Genomic DNA, 20302 nt, shown 5'->3' with positions numbered 1-20302 from the left:
ACCCGATTTCGACGCAGGTCCTTTGTGGACCGGCCTCCCGTCACCCGGTCAGGTGGTTGATGAGGGGAGCTTTCCTAAACCTCAGGTTTAGGAAAGCTCCCCTCATCAACAGCGGGCGGGGCGGGTCAGGCCAGGACGCGGACCGAGAGGCCGGCCAGGGTGTATTGGGCCTGCACACGGCGTTGACCACCGGCGACGGTGATCCGGGCGAACCGGCCGACCAGCACGGGCGCGGCCAGCACCGGGACGACGGCACCCGCCGGCACGTCCTCCAGCGTGATCTCCAGCGTGCTGCCGCTCGCCAGCGTGACCGGGCGACCGGCGGTCAGCGGCGCGCAGGCACCCTTGCGCACCGTCACCGCCAGCGTCGAGCCGGAGCCCTGGCGGTAGCTGCGCACCCGGACCGCGCTCTCCAGCCGGAGGGTGCCCGAACGCAGTTCGACGTCTCCCTTGCCCAGCGCGGCAGGCGAACCGGCCACGAGCGTGCCGCCCTCGACGCGGGTCGCGCCGGTGTAGCTGTTGACACCGGCCAGCGTCAGGACGCCGGTGCCCCGCTTGACCAGGCCCCCGCGGCCGCCGATGGCGTTGTGCCAGGTGTCCGCGGCGTGGAAGCCGCCGCGGTTGGCGTCCATCTCGACGCGCACGTCCGAGTCGAACGCGCCGAAGCCGTCCGCCGCGGCGAAGAGGTTGAGCCTGCCCCACTGTTCGGGGCCGTCGAGCAGCGCGTGCCCGGACGGGAGCGCGGTGGTGCGCAGGACTTCCCGCCGCTGGTTCGCGGTGAGATAGGGCAGCCGGGTCTCCAGGAGCACCTCCGCACCCTTCGGCACGGTCATCTCGACGCGGCGCCCGGTCTTGGGCAGTCCGTAGGTCAGCTTCGGCGCGACCAGCGCGGCGTTCGCCTCCCGGTCGGCGTACGGGTCGGTGGCGGTACCGGCCGAGTGCGCGTGGCCGAACAGGTCACCGCCGACCTGCTGGCGGAAGTACTCGCTCGCCTGCGCCCTGGCGGCGGCCTTGAGCGTCGCGTTCTGCGGATCCGCGAGCGTGGCGGCGGCGAGCGCGGTCGCGAGGATCCGGCCGCCGATGACGTCCGCCGGGGAGTGCATGCCCGCCACGATCCGCATGTCGGCCAGGTCGAACGCCCTGGTCACGAGCTCCTGGAACCGTTCGGGGATCGCGTAGGCCAGCGCCAGGCAGGCCAGGTGCAACGCGTTGGTGTGCCCGCTCGGGTAGCCCCCGTCCTCGGCCGGCTTGAGGCTGCGCTGGCGCAGCAACTGCGGCGCGACCACGACGTCGGTGCGGTACACCGGGTACCCGAACTCGTCGGTCTCGCCGGTCGGCACGACCTCGCTGTCCGCCGAGAGCCGCCACGGCCGCGGGTACTGGTAGGCGAACTTGGAGGGGTTTCCCGAGGCGAAGTTCCCGCGCAGGGTGTTGACCAGGAGCACGACCTGGCCCAGCGCGGAGTCCGGCGAACCCGCACCGAGCGCCGATCCCGCCGGGGCGTCCGGCGGCAGCTTCTCGTCCACAGTGGACGGCGGGGTGCCGTCCGGCGCCGAGGTGATGCCGGTGACGGCCTTGGCGCCCGCCTTGTACAGGTCGGCCAGCGGGCCGAGGCCTCCGATCGCGCTGTAGCTCTGGTGCTGACGGTCCACGATGAACGCTCGCTTGGCCTGGTCGGCAGTGCGTGCGGCGGTGATCCGCGCGACGTGGCGGACGTTGGCCGTGAGCACGCTCCGGTTGAGCACGACGCCGTTGTCCCAGCTGCTGCCGGTGCGCCAGAGGTCCTGCATCCCGGACAGGGCACGCACCGCGGCGTTGGTCTCCGGTGTCTGGTTGGCCAGCACGTTCGTGCGATAGGAGTCGACGAAGGGCGCCGCGCCGGTGGGCAGCTCGGCGGCGCTCGCTTCCAGTGCTCGATCCAGTGCGGCCGGGCCGATCAGCAGGCCGGCGGACAGCATCGCCGAACGGCGCAAGAGGGCTCTGCGGTCGAATCCCTCGGCGGCGGTGGTCATGTTAACGCTCCCAATGGTCCGTTGAGGACACCTGTGGCGACATGGGGATTTTGGTGCACAATACGCAACGGAACGTGACCGTACTCGAAGCTGAGGTGATGTGAACGTTAACAGTTCACCGTGCGGTGAGGCGCAGCACCGGCTCGCCGCCCACGTCACCCGCGGGATGTCCGATCACCGCCGTGAAGAACGGGGTGCGCACGTGAACGCCGTTCACGACCTCTTCCGCGGACACGTCCAACTCGACCGGTTCAGGCCCGTAGCACAGGGCGAACACCGCTCGCCCGTACGGCATCTCGGCGATCGGATCGGCCAGCACGTGGTTGGTGGCGATCACGCGACGCCAGCCCGCGTCGGGGTTTCCGTAGCCCCTCGGGTCGTCGCCGAGCCAGAACGACAACTGCTCCTGGGTCATGCCGGCGGTCCGCGGGTTGTTGAAGAACGCCGGGCCGTCCGGCGGGTTCTCCACCCGCAGACCGGCGGCCGCGCTGAGCGCGAGCCCGTCGGCGAGCAGCGTCCCGCCGGTCGTGAGCGACCGCCAGGGGTCCGCCAGGTCGAACGGACTGCCGCCGGGCGCGCTCACCGTCCGGATGCGACGTTGCCGGGACCCTTCCGCGGTCGCGTAGGGCAGGCCGGCGAGGAAGCTCAGCTCCGCGTCCTCGGGCAGCGCCGCACGATCCAGCACGGCGATCAGATGCAGGCGTTCGCCGTCGGTGACGTACAGCTGCTGCACCGACAGCATGACCTGGCTCCAGCTCACGACCGCCTTGGTGACCAGCTTGGCGCCGAGTCCGCCCTCGACGACGTCGCGCACGCGGACCGGGCCGAGCGGCCGGGTGAGCAGCGTCCTGCGGCCGTCGGCGTAGCTGACCAGCGGTCCGATGCCGTGCTGGTGGTCCACGACCGACTCGATCACGGCGGTGTCCCCGGCGTCGATCAGGTACGGGGTCAGCTGCCCGGTGAGCGACACCGACACCTTGCCGTGCCGCAGCGAGTACCGGGTGTGCACCGGCGTCTCGGCCGGCGTCCGGTACCACTCGCTCTCGTCGAGGAAGAACCACACGGTGGTGAACGCGAAGTGCCCGCTCGGCAGGCCCGGCGTGTTCGCGCAGAAGTAGGCGACCCGCCGGTCACCGAGGTAGCGCCCGAGCTCGGCCTGGATCCGGCCGCTGAAGAACCGCAGGCCGAGCATGCCCTCGCAGCCGCAGTGCTGCTCGCTGTAGCGCGGTCCGCCGTAGTCGAACCCGCGGGCGGACAGCCGCGTCTCCAGGTGCCGGGCGATCTCGTCGCCGTCGTCGAGGAAGCACTGCTCGCCACTCACCTGGTAAGCCCTTGCCAGGAACGTGAGCGAGATCGGCAGGTAGTTCTGGTCGTGCCCGGCGCCGTGCTCGACCGGCAGCCGCAGCTCGCGGTCGACGACGCGCTTGGCCCTGACCTCGCTGTGGTACAGGAACATCGCGTCGTCCACGATGGACTTCTCGGACAACAGCCGTCCCAGCGTCAAACCGCCCACCACGGCACCGATCGCCTGGTTCGCGGTCTGCTGTGGATTGAACATGCTCGCTTCCGTCAGCCACCGCCAGAAGCCGGCGGCCACGTCCGCGAGGGCCGCCCACTGGGTCACGGTGATCAGCTCACGGCCGAACTCCAGCACGTTGACCGCGTGCAGCAGCGCCCACACGGTGCTCGGCCAGTCTCCGAACGGATGTTCTCCGGCCTCGAGCACGTACCGGGCGTACGGCAGGCCGCTGTCGCGCACGTGCAGGAACGGCTCGCCGGGGTTGTCGGTGCGGAAGACCCTCTTGGTCAGCACGAAGTCCAGGCCGCGCCGCACGGCGTCCGCCAGTTCGGGGTCCTGCCGGTCACCGCGGTGCCAGGCCAGGCACAGCAACGACACGACGCCCAGCGCCATGTCACCGATGTCATCGACAGCGGCGATGTCTTCGAGGTTGCCGTCGGGACGCTGCCGGCCGATCGCTGCGGACACGGCCCTCGCGAGCACCGCGCGCAGCTGTTCGTCATCGTCCGGCAGGTCGTGCACGCTCGCGTGCTGGCTCGGCAAATACACCGCGGCGGCGGTCATCGATACTCCTCGCGGGTCGCTCGCCCGAGTTCAGTGACGGAGATGGGCGTGCGTGGCCGGAGTGCGTTCCCTCTCCTTCGTTCACGTGTGCGGCGCGGCTGGGACCCGCCTAGTTGGTTAAAACGTAAACTTCCAGCCCCGGTCGGCGTCAAGTCACGAATCGTGCCGATCCCGCAGGCAACAAGGTTTCCCATAGATCGTCTTGACAGGCCCGTACTCGGTTCCTACAGTCCCGGAAAGCGCTTTCCAGCTCCCTGGGACGGACCACTGTGAAAGCCGTGCGTGGCATCGGCAAGACCCCGTGGTCCAGCGATGACGTCCCAGGAGTGACATGTCAGGTACACCCGTCCGCAAACGCAAGCGGCACAAGCACAACCTCGCCGGTTACGCCTTCCTGGCGCCCTGGCTGATCGGTCTGTTCGCCTTCACGCTGATCCCGATGGTGTACTCGCTGTACCTGTCGCTGACGAAGTTCAACCTGCTCACCGCTCCACAGTGGATCGGGTTCGAGAACTACGTCCGGTTGTTCTCCGACGAGCGGTACCTGCAGTCGGTCAGGGTGACGCTGATCTACGTCGTCACTTCTGTACCGCTCAAGCTCGCCGCGGCTCTGCTGGTCGCCGTCGCGCTCAACCGCGGCCTGAAGGCGCTCGGCTTCTACCGGGCGACCTTCTACCTGCCGTCGCTGCTGGGCGCGAGCGTCGCGGTCTCGGTGATGTGGCGGCAGATCTTCTCCCGCGAGGGTCTGCTCAACCAGTTCCTCGGCATCTTCGGCGTGCAGGGCTCGGACTGGATCGGTGACCCGCGCTACGCCATCTGGACGCTGGTCGCGTTGTCGGCCTGGCAGTTCGGCACGCCGATGCTGATCTTCCTGGCCGGGCTCAAGCAGTTGCCGCAGGACCTCTACGAGGCGGCGGCGATCGACGGCGCCGGCAAGGTCACGACGTTCTTCCGGATCACGCTGCCGTTGTTGTCGCCCATGGTGTTCTTCAACCTCGTGCTGGAGACCATCAACGCCTTCCAGACGTTCACGCCGGCCTACGTGGTCTCCGGTGGCCTGGGTGGCCCGATCGACTCGACCCTGCTCTACACGCTTTACCTGTACCTCAAGGGATTCGGCAGCATGCAGATGGGTTACGCCTCCGCGATGGCGTGGGTGTTGTTCGCCGTGATCGGCCTCTTCACCGCCGTGTACTTCTGGTCGGCGCGCAAGTGGGTGAACTATGCGGACTAAGGGCAACCACTGGCGGGCGCACGCGCTGCTGCTGCTCGTGCTGGTGGCGATGATCTATCCGATGGTGTGGCTGGTCGGCGCGTCGTTCAAGCCGGAGAACCAGATCTTCACCACGATGAACCCGCTGCCGCTCGTCTTCACCTTCGCCAACTACGTGAACGGCTGGACGGCGACCGGCACGTCGTTCACCGTCTACCTGAGCAACTCGCTGACGGTGTCGATCGCCACGGTGATCGCGAACGTGGCGTCCTGCTCGGTGGCGGCGTACGCCTTCGCCCGCCTGGACTTCGCGTTCCGGAAGTTCTGGTTCGCGGTGATGCTCGGCACGATGATGCTGCCGTTCCAGGCGACCCTGATCCCCCAGTACGCGATCTTCTACCAGCTGAACTGGATCAACACGTTCCTGCCGCTGGTGGTGCCGTACCTGCTCGCCTACGACGCCTTCTTCATCTTCCTGATGGTGCAGTTCATCCGCGGCATCCCGCGCGAGCTGGACGAGGCCGCGGCACTGGACGGCGCCGGGCACGTGCGGGTGTTCTTCAGCATCGTCCTGCCGCTCATGAGGCCCGCGCTGATCACCACGACGATCCTCACGTTCATCTGGACGTTCAACGACTTCCTGCGCCAGCTGGTCTACCTGTCCGACCACGCCCGCTACACCGCGCCGCTGGGCCTCAACGCCTTCGTGGACCGGGCCAGCGGCTCCAGTTACGGCGGAATGCTCGCGATGTCCGTGGTCACGCTCGTGCCCACCGTCGCGGTGTTCCTCGCCGCACAACGCCGAATCGTCGACGGCGTCGCCACCACCGGCATCAAGTAACGCCTTTCACCGCCAAGAGAGGAACAACGCATGTCCATTTCCAGGAGGGGACTCTTCGGCCTGGCCGGTGGTCTGGCCGCGGCTTCGGTCGCGGGCTGCGGTTTCGCGCCGACCAGCAGTGGTGGCGCGGCGAGCAACTCGCTGACGTTCCGTTGGTGGGGCGGTGAAGCGCGCAACAAGGCCTACCAGGCCGCGTTGAAGATCTTCACCGAGAAGACCGGCATCAAGGTGGATGCCCAGTACTCCGGCTACGACGGGTACTTCAACAAGCTCAACACCGAGTTCGCGGGCGGCAACCCGCCGGACATCTTCCAGATGGACACCGCGCTCGTCAGCACCTACGCGGCCAAGGGCGTGCTGACCGACCTGTCGTCGTACATCCCCGGCACGATCCACCTGGACACGCTGTACCCCGCGGTGCGCTCGGCGGGAGCGGTGGGCGGCAAGCCCTACGGCGTCCCGTCCGGTTCCGGCATCGCTCCCATGCTCTACGACAAGACCGTCTTCGAGCAGGCCAAGATCCCCGTGCCGGCCGACACCTGGACCTGGGACGACTTCGCGAAGCTCGCCGGTGAGCTGTCGAAGGCGATGGGACAGGGCAAGTACGGTTCGCTGGACGCGTCCAAGGACGACTCCGGCGCCCTGCAGCCGTGGCTGCGCCAGCGGGGAAAGGACCTCTACAACGCCGAGGGCAAGCTCGCCTTCACCAAGGACGACCTGGCCGAGTGGTTCACCTTCTGGGACGGGCTGCGCCGCTCAGGTGCCATCTGCCCGCCGGAGATGCTCTCCAACACCGACTCGGCGACCGGCAACCACCCGTTGATCGCCGGGCAGATCGCCATGACCACGGGCTGGGGCCTCGCGCAGATGGCGCCGCTGACCCAGCACCAGCTGGACATCGTGATCGTGCCGCGCGGCAGCAACGGCAAGACCGGGCAGGCGATCAGCGGCGGTGTGCTGCTGTCCGTCCCGGTCAAGAGCAAGAACGCCGAGGGCGCGGCCAAGCTGATCGACTTCTTCATCAGCGACGTCGACGCCATCAAGGCGATGGCCCTGTCGCGTGGCATCCCGCCGTCGAGCAAGGCGCTGGAAACCCTGACGCCGTCGCTGAGTGCGGCCGACAAGCGGGACGTGACCTACGCGCAGTACGCGGCCGAGGAAGTGGCGAAGGACGCGCTGCCGCCCGCACCGACCGCGCCTCCCGGGTACAACGACGCGAAGACCGCGCTCGACGCGGCGGCCAAGCAGATCGCGTTCGGCAAGATGTCCATCCCCGACGCGGTCGCGCAGTACTTCCGCGACGCCGAGGCCGCACTGAACGGGGCCAAGTAACACCGTGCTGAGCAACACCGGGTCAGATCGTGCCGGAGTCCTCGTCGAGAGCACGGATCTGTTCGTCGGGCCGGTTTCCGCCCCACGCCAGCTGGTTCGCGTCACCCTCGCGGTGCCGCGGCGCGAGTCGGCGTGGGTGCGGATCTCCGGTCCGCTCGTCCGCACGCCGCAACCGGTGCGGGTGGGACCGGGCGACGTCGAGGCCGAGGTCGGCGTGGTCTTCTCCGCGCCGGTCACGGCGGGCACGTCGTATCCGGCGGCCGTGGTCGTCGCGCCGGTGAACGGTGATCCGCCGGCGGCCTGGGACGTCACGGTGACCGTCGCGGAGACCGGCTGGACGATGTGGATGGTCTCGCACTTCCACTACGACCCGGTGTGGTGGAACACCCAGGCGGGTTTCACCGAGACGTGGCTCGACCTGCCGGGCGCGCAGGCCAAGCGGATGCCGTTCCAGCTCTCGGCGTTCGACCTGGTCCGCGCGCACCTGGACGCGGCCCGCGAGGACGAGGACTACCGGTTCGTGCTCGCCGAGGTCGACTACCTCAAGCCGCACTGGGACGCGTTCCCCCGCGACCGCCACGACCTGCGCCGGTTCCTGCGCGACAGCAGGATCGAGATCGTCGGCGGCAACTACAACGAGGCCAACACCAACCTGACCCATCCCGAGTCGACCGTCCGCAACGCCGTGTACGGCGTCGGCTTCCAACGGGACGTGCTCGGTGCGGATCCTCGTTCCGCCTGGATGCTCGACGTGTTCGGGCACGACCCGTCCTATCCGGGACTGATGGCCGACGCGGGACTCGACTCGAGCGTGTGGGCACGCGGACCGTGGCATCACGTCGGAGCCAAGCGGCACACCGGTGACATCACCAGGATGCAGTTCCCGTCCGAGTTCGAGTGGATCTCACCGAGCGGTCGCGGTGTGCTCACCGCCTACCTGGCCGATCACTACGTGGCCGGCTGGGACATCGAGCGCAAGTCCACTTTGGACGAGGCGATGGCGGAGGCGTACCGGCAGTTCAGCACCTTGCGCAAGGTCGCGGCCACCCGCAACGTGTTGCTGCCGGTGGGACACGACCACAACGTGCCGTCGCGGTTCTGCACCCAGATCCACCGGGCCTGGAACGAGAAGTACGTCTGGCCGCGGTTCGTGGTCGGCCTGCCGCGCGACTTCTTCGCCGCCGTGCGCGCGGACGCCTCGGCGCGGTCGGTGACGTTCAGCCCGCAGACCAGGGACATGAACCCCGTCTACACCGGCAAGGACGTCTCGTACATCGACACCAAGCAGGCGCAGCGCGCGGCCGAGGTGGCGGTCCTCGACGGCGAACGGATGGCGGCGCTCACGACGTTGCTCGGCGCGGGCTACCCGGCCTTCGCGCTGGACAAGGCCTGGCGCCAGCTCATCTACGGCGCGCACCACGACGCCATCACCGGCACCGAGTCCGACCAGGTCTACCTCGACCTGCTCACCGGGTGGCGGGAGGCGGACGAGCTCGGCCGATCCGTGCTGACCGGCGCGATCACGCACCTGGCTGCCCGCGCCGACACGACCGGGGCCGGTGAGGCGGTGATCGTCGTCAACACCCTGGCCTTCGCCAGGGACGCCCTGGCCACGGTGACGGTGCGCCTGCCCGGTTTCCGGGGAGCCCGCGTCCGGGACGCCGACGGGCAGGAGGTCGCCGCGGTCACCGAGGCCGTGGTCCGGCACCCGGACGGCACGCTCGAACTGACGCTGACCTTCCTGGCGCGGCAGGTGCCGGCGACCGGGTACCGGGTGTACCGCGTGGTCGACTCGTCGTCGGTGCCGCCGTCCTGGTTGCCGCGCGACGGCGTGGCGATCGCTTCCGACACGTTCATCGTCGAAGCCGATCCGGCCCAAGGCGGTGCGTTGAGGAGCGTCTACGACCGTCAGGCAGGACGCGAACTGGTGCGTCCCGGCGGTCTCGCGGCGGAGTTCGTGGTGCAGGAAGAACATCCCGGCCATCCCGTGTGGGGTGAGGGACCGTGGCACCTGCTGCCCAAGGGCCCCGGGGTGAGCGCCGGACCGGCCGAGGTGCACGCCGAGACGAGCCCGATCGGCGAACGCCTGGTCAGCCGCACGGTCCTCGGCGATCTGCGGATCACCCAGCGGGTGACGCTGTGGCACGGCCTGCCGCGCGTCGACGTCCGGTCCTTCGTGGACGGTTCGATCGGCCAGGACCGATTGCTGCGCAGCCGGTTCGCCTTCGAGCTGCCCGGCGCGCTGCCGGTGGCCGAGGTCGGGTTCGCCGCGGTGGGCCGGTCCTTCGGCTTCCCGGACGTCGACGCCGCCGAACACCTCTGGACGCTGGACAGCCCGGCGCACACCTGGGCGGGCCTCTCCGCCACGGTGAAGCTCCGGCTGACGGACGGCGTGCTGCACGCCATCGGGATCGCCGAGGTCGTCGCCGAGGACGGGCGGGCCCTGCTGGCCGCGTTGGCCGCCAAGGGCGTCACGGCCACGTGCACCCGGCCGTCCGGCCCCCGCTACGGTTCGCTCGACGTCGACTCCAACCTTCCCGACGTGCGCATCGTCGTGGGGCACAACGACTTCACCAACTCCGTGCTGGCCTTCGCGGCAGGCAGCCGCGAAGCCCTCGAGGCCCACGGCAGGGTGTTCGTCCCCGCCGTGCGTCCGCGAGCGGAGCAGTGGGTGCCGAACGCCGACCTGCGCGGTCCGCGGGACCTGCCGGTGTTGATCGTGACCGACGTGGACGCCCTGATCGACGACCTCGCCGACGGGTGCGTCGAAGCGCCCGGCAGCACCACCGATCCCGCCGTCGACCACTCGGTGGCCGTCGTCAACCGCGGCACGCCGGGATTCGTCGTGGCACCGGACGGCACGTTGCACGTGTCGCTCATGCGGTCGTGCAGCGGCTGGCCGGCCGAGGTGTGGATCGACGGCGACCGCCGCACGGTGCCGGACGGGTCGAGCTTCGCCTGGCAGCACTGGTCCCACACGTTCGACCTGAGCCTGGTCTCCGGCGCGGGCGACTGGCGGCAGGCGGGGTTCGCCCTGGCCGGCCAGGACGTCAACCACCCGGTCCACGCCCTGCAGGTGCCGGCGACGGAGGGCGATCTGCCCGCGGCGCTGAGCCTGCTGGCCGTATCACCACCGAGCGTGCTGCTGACGGCGGCCAAGACGCGCGGCAACCCGCTAGCGTCCTGCACCGACGACCACGGCTCGGATCTCTCGGTGCGGCTGTACGAGTCAGCCGGCACCCCGGTGACCGCGTCGGTCTCGCTGTTCGGCGGTCTGGACGCGGCGCACCGCACGGACCTGCTGGAGGAACGCGACCTCGAACCGCTGACCGTCCACTCCGGACAGGCCGAGGTGGCGTTGGGGGCGGCCGACGTCGCAACGCTGCGGCTGGTGCCCTCCACCGCGCTCCCCGGTACCGCCGTCGAATCCGTCGAAGCGGTCCAACCGGTCTACACGCGATACTGGCGGCACAACGCGGGCCCCGCTCCCGTCGGAAACCTGCCGGTGACCGTGCACGTCACCCCGTCGTTCATGCGCCTGGCCCCCGGCGCGTCCGGCCAGGCCCGGATCACCGTCAGCTGCAGCGGCACCCCTGCCAAGGGACGCCTCGACTTCACCGGCGGTCAGTCGTGGGACTACGACCTCGCCGCCGGTGAGTACGCCGAGTTCACCGCGACCGTGCAGGGCAGGCCGGGCCGGCACCTGCACTCCGCGCGCATCCGCGACCACCTCGGCCAGGTGCTGGAGGACACCGTCGAGGTCGTGTCCGGCGCCACCACGGAACGGGACCTGGTCGAGGTCATGCTCAGGGCGGGTGCGCTGCTGCTCGCCCCCGGTGAGCACTCGCTGCTGCCGGTGACGTTGCAGAACCGCACGCAGAGCGAGGTGCGCGGCGAGGTCACCGTGATCAGCCCGTTCGGCACCTGGGGCGACGAGCTCACCATCGGCCCGCGGGCCCAGCCGTTCGTGGTCCCGCCGGGAGGCAGGATCACCGTGCCCGTGACGGCCACCGCCGCGGCCACCGCGCGCCGTGGTGCGCACTGGTGGGCGCTCGTGCGGGTGACCGCGCACGGCAAGTTGTACTACTCCCCCTCGGTCTCCATCACCGTGAGGCAGTAGTGCGGTTCCGCCCGGCACACCGCCGAATCGGTGTGCTGGGCGGACTTCCCGCTACGGATTGATCCTGGTGTACGCGGGTTTCGGCCTCAGGTTGGTGTCGAACAGACAGGCCGCGCCCTCACCGGGGAACGTGCCGGGCACCCACGAGTGGCGGTCGGTGAAGCCCCAGGTGGTGAACTCGACGCACCGCGAAACCGCGTGGCAGGCGTCCCAGACCTGCTTGTAGTAGTTCGCCTGTGTGTTGAGCTTGGTCGAGTCGGCCGGCAGCGGGATGCGGACGTCGGCCTCGGTGATCGCGATGTCGACGCCGAGAGCGGCGAGCCGCTCGAGGTTCTGCCGCATGCTGGTCGGGAACCCGTACTGGATCGACAGGTGCGTCTGGATGCCGACGCCGTCGATCGGCACGCCCTGCTGCTTGAGCGTGCGCACCAGGTTGTAGAGGGCGTTGCTCTTCGCGTTGACGCCCTCGGTGTTGTAGTCGTTGATGTAGAGCTTGGCCGACGGATCGGCGGCGCGCGCCCAGCGGAACGCGTCGGCGACGTAGTTGTCGCCCATGCGCTGCTGGAAGATCGACTGCCGGCGCGAGCCGTCCTCGTTGAACATCTCGTTGACGACGTCCCACGCGCGGATCCGGCCGCGGTACCGGCCCATCTCCGTGTTGATGTGCTGCTGCACCACGCTTCGCAGCTCGCTCGACCCGAGGTTGTTCAACCAGCCCGGGTACTGGCTGTGCCACACCAGCGTGTGCCCGCGCACGGACTTCCCGTTCTGCCGCGCGTAGTTGACGATCGCGTCCGCGCCGGACCAGTTGAACTGGCCGCGGTTCGGTTCGACGACGGCCCACTTCATCTCGTTCTCCGGCGTGACGCTGTCGAACTCGCGCGTCAGCACGGACCGGTAGTCCGCCTCACTGTTCAGGGGTTGGGCAGCCACCGCGCTGCCCACGTACCTGTTCGTTCTGTCCTTCAACGGTCCCGCGGCCGACGCCGGGACCACCGGCACCAGCAACAGTGCCACCGTTGCCACTGCTAATCGAGCGAACATCTCTCATCCCTTCACCGATCCCGTTAGCCCGCCGACCATCCGTCGTTCGGCGAGCACGAAGAACGCGAGAGCCGGCAGCATGGACAACGCGGTGAAGGCGAGCACCTTCGCGGTGTCCTGGGTGTGCTCCGACTGGAACATCGCCACGCCCAGCGGCAGCGTGAAGTGGGCGGAGTCGTTGAAGACGAGCAGCGGCAGCAGGTAGAAGTTCCAACTCGTGACGAACGCGAGCACGGACACCGTGATCAGCGCGGGACGGGACAGGGGCAGCAGGATCCGCCAGAAGAACCCGAGCTTGGCGGCGCCGTCGAGCAGGGCCGCGTCCTCGAGCTCACCGGGGATCGCCCGCATGAACGGGCGCAGGATCACGATCGTGACCGGCAGCGAGAACGCCGCTTCCGGAATCGCGACCCCGAGAGGGTTTTCCAGCAGTCCCAACTGGCGCAGCCACAGGTACAGCGGCAGCGTGGCGACGCCGATGGGGAACAACAGGCCCAGCGTGAACAACGTGTAGACCGCCTCGCGGCCCTTGAAGGCATAGCGGGACAACGCGAACGCGGCCATCGCGCCGAGACCGACCGCCAGCGTGGTCGCGATCACCGCGATCAGCAGGCTGTTGCCGAGCAGCCTCCAGAACTCCACCGAGCCGAGCACCGCGACGTAGTTGTCCCACACCAACGGGCCGGGCAACCCGGCGGGCGACGCGTTGATCTGCGCCGTCGTCCGGAAGCCGCCCAGCACCACGAACAGCAGCGGAACGACCGTGACCCCGATGACGGCGAACGCGGCCAGGTAGCCGACGGCGTTGCGGCGCATCACCCGATCGCTCCTTCCGTGTCACGGCGCAACGCGAACCGCTGGTACAGCAGAGCGAACAGGAAGCAGATGATGAAGAGGATCACCGCGACCGCGCTGCCGAACCCGAACTCGTAGCGCTTGAAACCGTGGTCCACGAGGTAGGTCGCCATCGTCGTGGACGCGTTGGCGGGCCCGCCCAGGGTCATGATCCAGACCAGGTCGAACAGCTGCAGCGAGCCGATCACCGACAGGAAGATCCAGATCCGGATCGTCGGGCCCAGCAACGGCAGGACGACGTTGCGGGTGATCTGCCAGCTCGACGCGCCGTCCAGCGCGGCGGCCTCGCGCAGTTCCACCGGAACCCCCTGCAGGCCGGCCAGCAGCAGGATCACGCCGAACCCGATGTACTTCCAGGTGATCACCAGGAACAACGTGTAGAGCACGATGGACGGATCTGCCAGCCAGAGCTGGACCAGGCCACCGAGACCCATCCCGCGCAACACCGCGTCGATGAACCCGCCGGGTTGCAGCATCAGCAGCCAGATCACCGCCGTCACGGCCTCGGACAGCACGTACGGCGCGAAGACCACCATCCGCAGGAACGTCCTGCCGCGCAGTTTCCGGTTGAGCAGCAGGGCGAGCCCGATGCTCAACGGGAGCTGCACGACGATCGAGAGCACGGCAATGACCAGGTTGTGCCCGATCGCGCCCTGGAACACCGCACCGGACAACGCGTCGGTGTAGTTGCGCAGGCCGACGAAGTCCGTCAGCGGGCCGAAGCCGTTCCACGAGTAGAGGCTGTAGAACCCGGCCACGCCGATCGGCACGAGCACGAAGCCGGCGAACAGCAGGAGACCTGGTCCCAGCAGCAGTGCGAGTTCGAGACGGGTGCGGGTCCGGGACCGCCGGCGGGTGCCCCCGGCCGCCGGCGCGTGCGGCGCGGGGGCGGTCCGGGGGCGCGCGCTGGTCGCGGCGCTGGTTGCCGTGCTCATCACTTGTTACCGGCGGCTGCCTTGCTCACCGACTGTGTGATCGTCGACGGGTCGCCCTGCCCGGCGAAGAAGTTCGCGATCGCGTCGTTGAGCGCCTGGCCGACGTTGGTGGGGAACGCGGTGTCGAAGTAGAACTGCAGGTGCTTCGCCTTGGCCATGTGCTCGGAGATCGTCTTGTGCGTCTCGGTCTTGAGCGACGCCACCGCGGCCGGGTTCACGGGCAGGCCCGAACCGGTCTCGGCCAGCTTCTTCTGGATCTCCTCGCTGACCAGGTGCTGCAGGAATCCCTCGCACGCCTTGGCCGCGCGGGTGGTGCAGGAGAAGCCGTCACCGCCGCCGAGCAGCACGCTCGGGTCGCCCTGCCCGCCCGGCACCGTCGGGAACGGGAACCAGCCGAGCTTCGAGTCGAGCTGCTTGTCCTCGGTGAGCGCGGTCATCACGTCCGGGTCCCAGTCGCCCTGCAGTTCCATGGCGGCCTTGCCGTTGGCGAGCATGCCCGCCGAGCTGCCGGCGCCCTGCTGGGCGGGCGTGCCGACGAACCCGTCCTGGAACGGTTTGGTGTCCAGGAACGTCTTGAGGTTCTCCCCGGCCTTGGTGAAGCACGGGTCGGTGAGCTCCGTCTTGGCGACGGCGTTCTTCAGCGCGTCGATGGAGCACTGCCGGACCGCGAAGTAGCCCCAGTAGAACGCGTCCGGCCAGCGGTCCTTGCCGCCGATCGCGATCGGGACCAGGCCCGCGGTCTTGAGCTTGGCCACGGCGGCGTTCAGCTCGTCCAGTGTGGACGGTGGGCTGGTGATGCCGGCCTGGGTGAAGAGGTCCTTGCGGTACCAGAACCCGACGGCGTGCATCTGGTACGGCAGGCCGTACTGCTTGCCGTTCACCTGCCAGCCCTTGCCGTACTCGCCGAGCTGCGCCTGCGCGATCTCGGCGATCTTGCCGGAACGGATCTGGTCGGCGAGCTGGCCGCCGCCCCACTGCTGGAACAGGTCCGGCGGCGTGCTCGACTGCAGCGCCAGCGGCACCTTGGTCTGGAACTGCTCGTTCTGGATCGGTTCGACCGTGAACGAGACGTCCTGGTGAGCCTGGTGGTAGTCGTCGGCGATCTTCTGCCAGACCGACTTCATCGGCTCGGTGGTCCGGTTGTGCCACCAGGTCAGCGTGGCGGGTCCGCTGGCCTCTCCCCCGGAACCGCTGCAGGCGGCCAGCAGCAGCGCGACCAGGGCGAGTGAGAATTTCCGCCCGGAACGCAGGGTTGCAGAACGCATGGGTCCACTCCTGACGACGTCGGCCGAGTTGGACGGGGTGTGACGATGCGTGAGACGCCAGTGAGACTCCACCCTCGAAACCGTCGTGTCAATCGTTGTCGATAACGTTTTACACGGCTAGCCTGTGGCGGTGCCTCCACGTTCTCGCGTCACCATCCGTGACGTCGCAGCGCAAGCGAACGTCTCGGTCGCCACCGTGTCCAAGGTCCTCAACCAGCGCTACGGCGTCTCCGCGGAGACGTTCGCGCGGGTGACCGCGGTGATCAAGGAACTCGGTTACGAGGCGAGCCTGGTCGCGCAGAGCCTGCGCAACCACCGGACGAACGTGATCGGGATCCTGGTGGCGGACATAGAGCCGTTCAGCACCGAACTGCTCAAGGGCGCGGCGGACGCCATCCGCGGCACCGGTTTCGAGCTGGTCGTGTACTCGGCCGGCGGGCGCACCGGCGATCCGCAGGGCTGGGAACAGCGCTACCTGACCCGGTTGAGCGGCACCCTCGTCGACGGCGCCGTGCTCGTCACGCCGGCGGTCGACCTCGAAGGTCTGCCGGGCACCCCGGTCGTCGCGGTCGACCCGCACACCGGACGGTCTCCGTTGCCCACCATCGACTCCGACAACCTGCGCGGCGGACAGCTCGCGACCGAGCACCTGCTCGAACTGGGCCACCGCCGCATCGCCCTGCTCACCGGCCGCGCGGACCTGAAGTCGGCGCAGCAACGGGAAACGGGCTACCGCAGGGCGCTGGTCGCGGCCGGCGTCCCGGTGGACACGAGCCTCATCCGGCGCGGCGACTACGACCACGACGTCGCCGCGCAGTCCGCGCGCGAGCTGCTGCGCGGGCCCGACCGGCCGACCGCCGTGTTCGCCGCCAACGACATCAGCGCCATCGCGGTCATCGAGACGGCGCTGGAGCTCGGCCTGCGCGTGCCCGACGATCTTTCGGTCGTGGGGTTCGACAACATCCCGGAGTCGGCGCTGTGCACACCGCCGCTCACCACCGTGCAGCAGCCGATCCGCGAGATGGGCCACCGCGCGCTCACATTGCTGGTGCAGCTGATCAACCGGGAAGAGACCGGCGACACCCACATCACGCTGGGCACCGATCTGGTGGTCCGGCACTCGACGAGGCGGCTCGCGTGACCACCGAAGCGACTTCGGGCTGGCGGGACGCCGGCCTCTCCCCCGATCAGCGCGTGCGCGACCTGATGGCGCGGATGACCCCGCGCGAGAAGATCGCCCAGCTGCACGGCGTCTGGGTCGGCATCGACTCCGGCGGCGAGATGGCGCCGCACCAGCACGACTTCGCGGTGGAGCCACCCGACCTCGACGAGCTGTCCCGGCACGGCATCGGCCAGCTCACCCGCGTGTTCGGCACTCGCCCGATCGCGCCGGAGGTGGGCGCGCACAGCCTGGCCCGGACCCAGCGCAAGATCATCGCGGGCAACCGGTTCGGCATCCCGGCGATGGTGCACGAGGAGTGCCTCACGGGCCTGGCCGCCTGGCAGGCGACGGCGTACCCGTCGCCGCTGTGCTGGGGTGCCACGTTCGAGCCGGACCTGGTGCGGCGCATGGGTTTCCGCATCGGCGCCGCGATGCGCCGGCTCGGCGTGCACCAGGGGCTCGCCCCGGTCCTCGACGTCGCGCGCGACCTGCGGTGGGGCCGGATCGAGGAGACCATCGGCGAGGATCCGCTGCTCGTCGGCACGATCGGCGCCGCGTACGTCAGCGGCCTGGAGTCGGCGGGCGTGGTGGCCACCCTCAAGCACTTCGCGGGCTACTCGGCGTCCCGGGCGGGTCGCAACCTCGCGCCGGTGTCGATCGGTCCGCGTGAGCTCGCGGACGTGATCCTGCCGCCGTTCGAGATGGCCCTGCGCGCCGGTGCCCGGTCGGTGATGAACTCCTACACCGACAACGACGGCGTCCCGGTCGCCGCGGACGCGTCGATGCTGACCGACCTCCTGCGCGAGGAGTACGGCTTCACCGGAACCGTGGTCGCGGACTACTTCTCGGTGGCGTTCCTGCACAAGCTGCATTCCGTCGCGGCGGATCGCGAGGACGCGGCCGGGCAGGCGCTGGCCGCGGGCATCGACGTGGAACTGCCCACTGTGGACTGTTACGGCGACCCTTTGCTGGCCGGGCTCGAGTCCGGCCGCGTCGACATGGCACTGGTGGACCGGGCGCTGGAACGCGTGCTGCGGCAGAAGTGCGAGCTCGGGCTGCTCGACCCCGGTTACGCCCCGGATCCTTCGCCGGACCTGGTGCTCGACGACGACGAGTCCCGTGCCCTGGCCCGCGAGGTCGCCGAACGCTCGATCGTCCTGCTGCACAACGACGGCGTGCTGCCGCTGACCGGTGAGCGCCGGGTCGCCGTCGTCGGGCCACGCGCGAACGATCCCGGCGCGATGATGGGGTGCTACTCGTTCCCGTTGCACGTCGGCGTCCACCACCCGGACGTGCCGATGGGCATCGAGGTGCCGACGGTGCTGGACTTCCTGCGCGCCGACCACGACGTCACGTTCGCGCTGGGCTGCCCGGTGCTCGGCGGGACCGACGAGGAGATCGCCGAGGCCGTCGAGGCCGCCCGGCGCGCGGAGGTCTGCGTCGCGGTGCTCGGCGACCAGGCCGGTCTGTTCGGCGGCGGCACGTCCGGTGAGGGCTGCGACGCCGCCGATCTCACGTTGCCCGGACGGCAGGAGGAGCTGCTGGAGGCCCTGCTGGCCACCGGCACCCCGGTCGTGCTGGTGCTGCTGTCCGGCCGCCCGTACGAGCTGTCCCGGCAGATCGACCGGCTCGCCGCGGTCGTGTGTGGCTTCTACCCGGGAGAAGAGGGCGCGGCGGCACTGGCCGGAGTCCTCAGTGGACGGATCAACCCGTCGGGACGGCTCCCGGTGAGCTTCCCCGGTGCCGGTGCCAGTCAGCCGTCGACGTACCTCACGGCTCAGCTCGGCGCCCGCAGCGAGGTCAGCACCGTCGACCCGACGCCACTGTTCGCGTTCGGGCACGGACTGTCCTACGCCCCGGTCAGCTGGGTCACCGCGGGCGCGGAAGCACGGGAATGGCCGACCGACGGCGTCTGCCGGGTGGTCGCGGTCCTGCGCAACGACACGGAGATCGCCACCACCGAGGTCGTCCAGATCTACCTGCACGACCCGGTGGCCGAGGTCGCCCGGCCCGTCCAGCAGCTGATCGGCGCGGTCAAGACCGACCTCGCGCCCGGCCAGACCAGGGTGGTCACCGCGATCCTGCACGCCGACCTGACCTCCTACACCGGCCGGTCGGGGCACCGCCAGGTCGATCCCGGGAACGTCGAGCTGCGCATCGGGAGGTCCAGCACCGACATCCACGCCACCGTGCGCGCGACGTTGACCGGACCTCGCCGGCGCGTCGGCTTCGACCGCGTCCTCACACCGGAGTTCGAGATCGACTGTTAGCGCTAACATGGCGGCATGCACCGATCCGGCACCGCCACCCCCACGGTCACCACCGAGCTCTTCGGCAAGGTGGGTGACACGGCCGTGCACCGATATGTGCTGGTCAACCCCGGTGGGATCACGGTCAGGGTGCTCGACCTGGGCGGTGTGATCCAGTCGCTCGACGCACCGGACCGCGACGGCGTGCCGGCGAACGTGGTGCTTGGGTTCGCGGACCTGGACAGCTACGTCGCCAACAACCGGCCGGACGCGGGCCGGGTGTTCTTCGGCGCCCTGATCGGCCGTTATGCCAACCGGATCGCGGACGCGAAGTTCAGCCTGGACGGCACGGAGTACCGCGTCGCCGCGAACGAGAACGCGAACTGCCTGCACGGCGGCCCCTCGGGGTTCGACACGCACGTCTGGCAGGCGAGCACGTTCGGCGACGAGGACTCCGTCGGGGTGCGCCTGAGCCACGTCAGCCCGGACGGCGACCAGGGCTTCCCCGGCCGGGTCACGACCGTGGTGACGTACCGCCTGGACACGCGGAACCGGCTGACCATCGACTACCGCGCGGAAACCGACGCGCCGACGGTGCTGAACCTGACCAACCACGCGTACTGGAACCTCGCCGGTGAAGGCTCCGGCGACATCAGCGGGCACCTGCTGACGATCCGCGCGGGATCGTTCTGCGCGGTCGACGAATCCCTGATCCCCCAGGACGTTCCGGTTCCCGTGGGCGGCACCCCGTTCGACTTCCGCGAGCCGACGCCGATCGGCGCCCGCATCGACGCCGCCGACCCCCAGCTGCGCATCGGCCACGGTTACGACCACAACTGGGTGCTCGACGACCCCGCCTTCGCCGCGCGGGTGCACGACCTGGGTTCCGGCCGCACACTCACGGTGCGGACGACGGAACCGGGCCTGCAGTTCTACTCCGGCAACTTCCTGACCGACGCGCTGGTCGGCACGAGCGGCCGCCCGTACGGGCACCGCGCGGGATTCGCGTTGGAGGCACAGCACTTCCCCGACTCGCCGAACCGCCCGGACTTCCCCAGCACGGTGCTGCGTCCCGGCGAGACCTACACGCAGGAGACCGTCTACGAGCTCTCGGTCGGCTGAACGAGTCGAATTCGAGTCGAAGAATTCCTCCGAGATTGCTTGCGCCGCAAGGACTACAGCATTCTGGGT

Annotated in this window: 13 protein-coding genes; 7 read left to right on the top strand and 6 right to left on the bottom strand. The window is 69.4% G+C overall.

Features of this window, described 5'->3' with window-relative positions; genetic code table 11:
- Nucleotides 1-125 precede the first annotated feature (125 nt).
- Entirely contained in the window at nucleotides 126-2012 is a 1887-nt protein-coding gene (locus G7043_RS15555) for a phosphatase PAP2 family protein (protein WP_166046305.1), read from the bottom strand.
- 115 nt (nucleotides 2013-2127) lie between these two features.
- On the bottom strand, nucleotides 2128-4095 hold the full coding sequence (locus G7043_RS15550; RefSeq protein ID WP_207311164.1) for a hypothetical protein: 1968 nt from the start codon (nucleotides 4093-4095) through the stop codon (nucleotides 2128-2130).
- A 331-nt stretch (nucleotides 4096-4426) separates the two neighbouring features.
- Here G7043_RS15550 and G7043_RS15545 point away from each other — a divergent pair, with 331 nt between their 5' ends.
- The 4 genes from G7043_RS15545 to G7043_RS15530 are packed head-to-tail and all read left to right on the top strand — an operon-like array spanning nucleotide 4427 to nucleotide 11601.
- Nucleotides 4427-5329 carry a carbohydrate ABC transporter permease gene (locus tag G7043_RS15545; protein ID WP_166046304.1) on the top strand — a complete coding sequence of 301 codons (903 nt, stop codon included), beginning with the start codon at nucleotides 4427-4429 and terminating at the stop codon, nucleotides 5327-5329.
- Nucleotides 5319-6149, top strand: coding sequence for a carbohydrate ABC transporter permease (locus G7043_RS15540; protein ID WP_166046303.1), 831 nt, complete (start codon nucleotides 5319-5321; stop codon nucleotides 6147-6149). Before G7043_RS15545 ends, G7043_RS15540 begins: the two co-directional genes overlap by 11 nt.
- Nucleotides 6150-6179: 30 nt before the next feature.
- Nucleotides 6180-7481 (top strand): ABC transporter substrate-binding protein, encoded by a 1302-nt coding sequence (locus tag G7043_RS15535; RefSeq protein ID WP_166046302.1) that lies wholly within the window; start codon nucleotides 6180-6182, stop codon nucleotides 7479-7481.
- A gap of 4 nt (nucleotides 7482-7485) precedes the next feature.
- Nucleotides 7486-11601: a glycoside hydrolase family 38 N-terminal domain-containing protein gene (locus G7043_RS15530; protein WP_207311163.1), complete on the top strand. Its 4116-nt coding sequence runs from the start codon at nucleotides 7486-7488 to the stop codon at nucleotides 11599-11601.
- 51 nt (nucleotides 11602-11652) lie between these two features.
- Here G7043_RS15530 and G7043_RS15525 read toward each other — a convergent pair whose 3' ends face one another.
- Genes G7043_RS15525 through G7043_RS15510 form a run of 4 tightly spaced genes read right to left on the bottom strand, consistent with a single transcriptional unit; the run spans nucleotide 11653 to nucleotide 15700 of the window.
- Nucleotides 11653-12645 carry an endo-1,4-beta-xylanase gene (locus G7043_RS15525; RefSeq protein WP_207311162.1) on the bottom strand — a complete coding sequence of 331 codons (993 nt, stop codon included), beginning with the start codon at nucleotides 12643-12645 and terminating at the stop codon, nucleotides 11653-11655.
- A gap of 3 nt (nucleotides 12646-12648) precedes the next feature.
- Nucleotides 12649-13461 carry a carbohydrate ABC transporter permease gene (locus G7043_RS15520; protein ID WP_166046301.1) on the bottom strand — a complete coding sequence of 271 codons (813 nt, stop codon included), beginning with the start codon at nucleotides 13459-13461 and terminating at the stop codon, nucleotides 12649-12651.
- On the bottom strand, nucleotides 13461-14435 hold the full coding sequence (locus G7043_RS15515) for a carbohydrate ABC transporter permease (RefSeq protein WP_166046300.1): 975 nt from the start codon (nucleotides 14433-14435) through the stop codon (nucleotides 13461-13463). Before G7043_RS15515 ends, G7043_RS15520 begins: the two co-directional genes overlap by 1 nt.
- Nucleotides 14435-15700, bottom strand: coding sequence for an extracellular solute-binding protein (locus G7043_RS15510; protein ID WP_166046299.1), 1266 nt, complete (start codon nucleotides 15698-15700; stop codon nucleotides 14435-14437). Before G7043_RS15510 ends, G7043_RS15515 begins: the two co-directional genes overlap by 1 nt.
- A 130-nt stretch (nucleotides 15701-15830) precedes the next feature.
- On the opposite strand from G7043_RS15510, the gene G7043_RS15505 reads away from it, so the two are divergent.
- From G7043_RS15505 to G7043_RS15495, 3 genes are read left to right on the top strand one after another with little or no spacing between them, the layout of a single operon-like run.
- A complete protein-coding gene (locus G7043_RS15505; protein WP_166046298.1) occupies nucleotides 15831-16841 on the top strand; it encodes a LacI family DNA-binding transcriptional regulator in 1011 nt (336 codons plus the stop codon).
- Nucleotides 16838-19132: a beta-xylosidase/alpha-l-arabinosidase gene (locus G7043_RS15500; protein ID WP_166046297.1), complete on the top strand. Its 2295-nt coding sequence runs from the start codon at nucleotides 16838-16840 to the stop codon at nucleotides 19130-19132. The genes G7043_RS15505 and G7043_RS15500 overlap by 4 nt, the downstream gene beginning before the upstream one ends.
- A gap of 15 nt (nucleotides 19133-19147) precedes the next feature.
- A complete protein-coding gene (locus G7043_RS15495) occupies nucleotides 19148-20233 on the top strand; it encodes an aldose epimerase family protein (protein WP_166046296.1) in 1086 nt (361 codons plus the stop codon).
- Nucleotides 20234-20302: the final 69 nt, after the last annotated feature.

The sequence above is a fragment of the Lentzea alba genome (assembly GCF_011067745.1).
Taxonomy (GTDB): domain Bacteria; phylum Actinomycetota; class Actinomycetes; order Mycobacteriales; family Pseudonocardiaceae; genus Lentzea; species Lentzea alba.
This window is presented reverse-complemented; position numbering and strand designations above follow the sequence as displayed.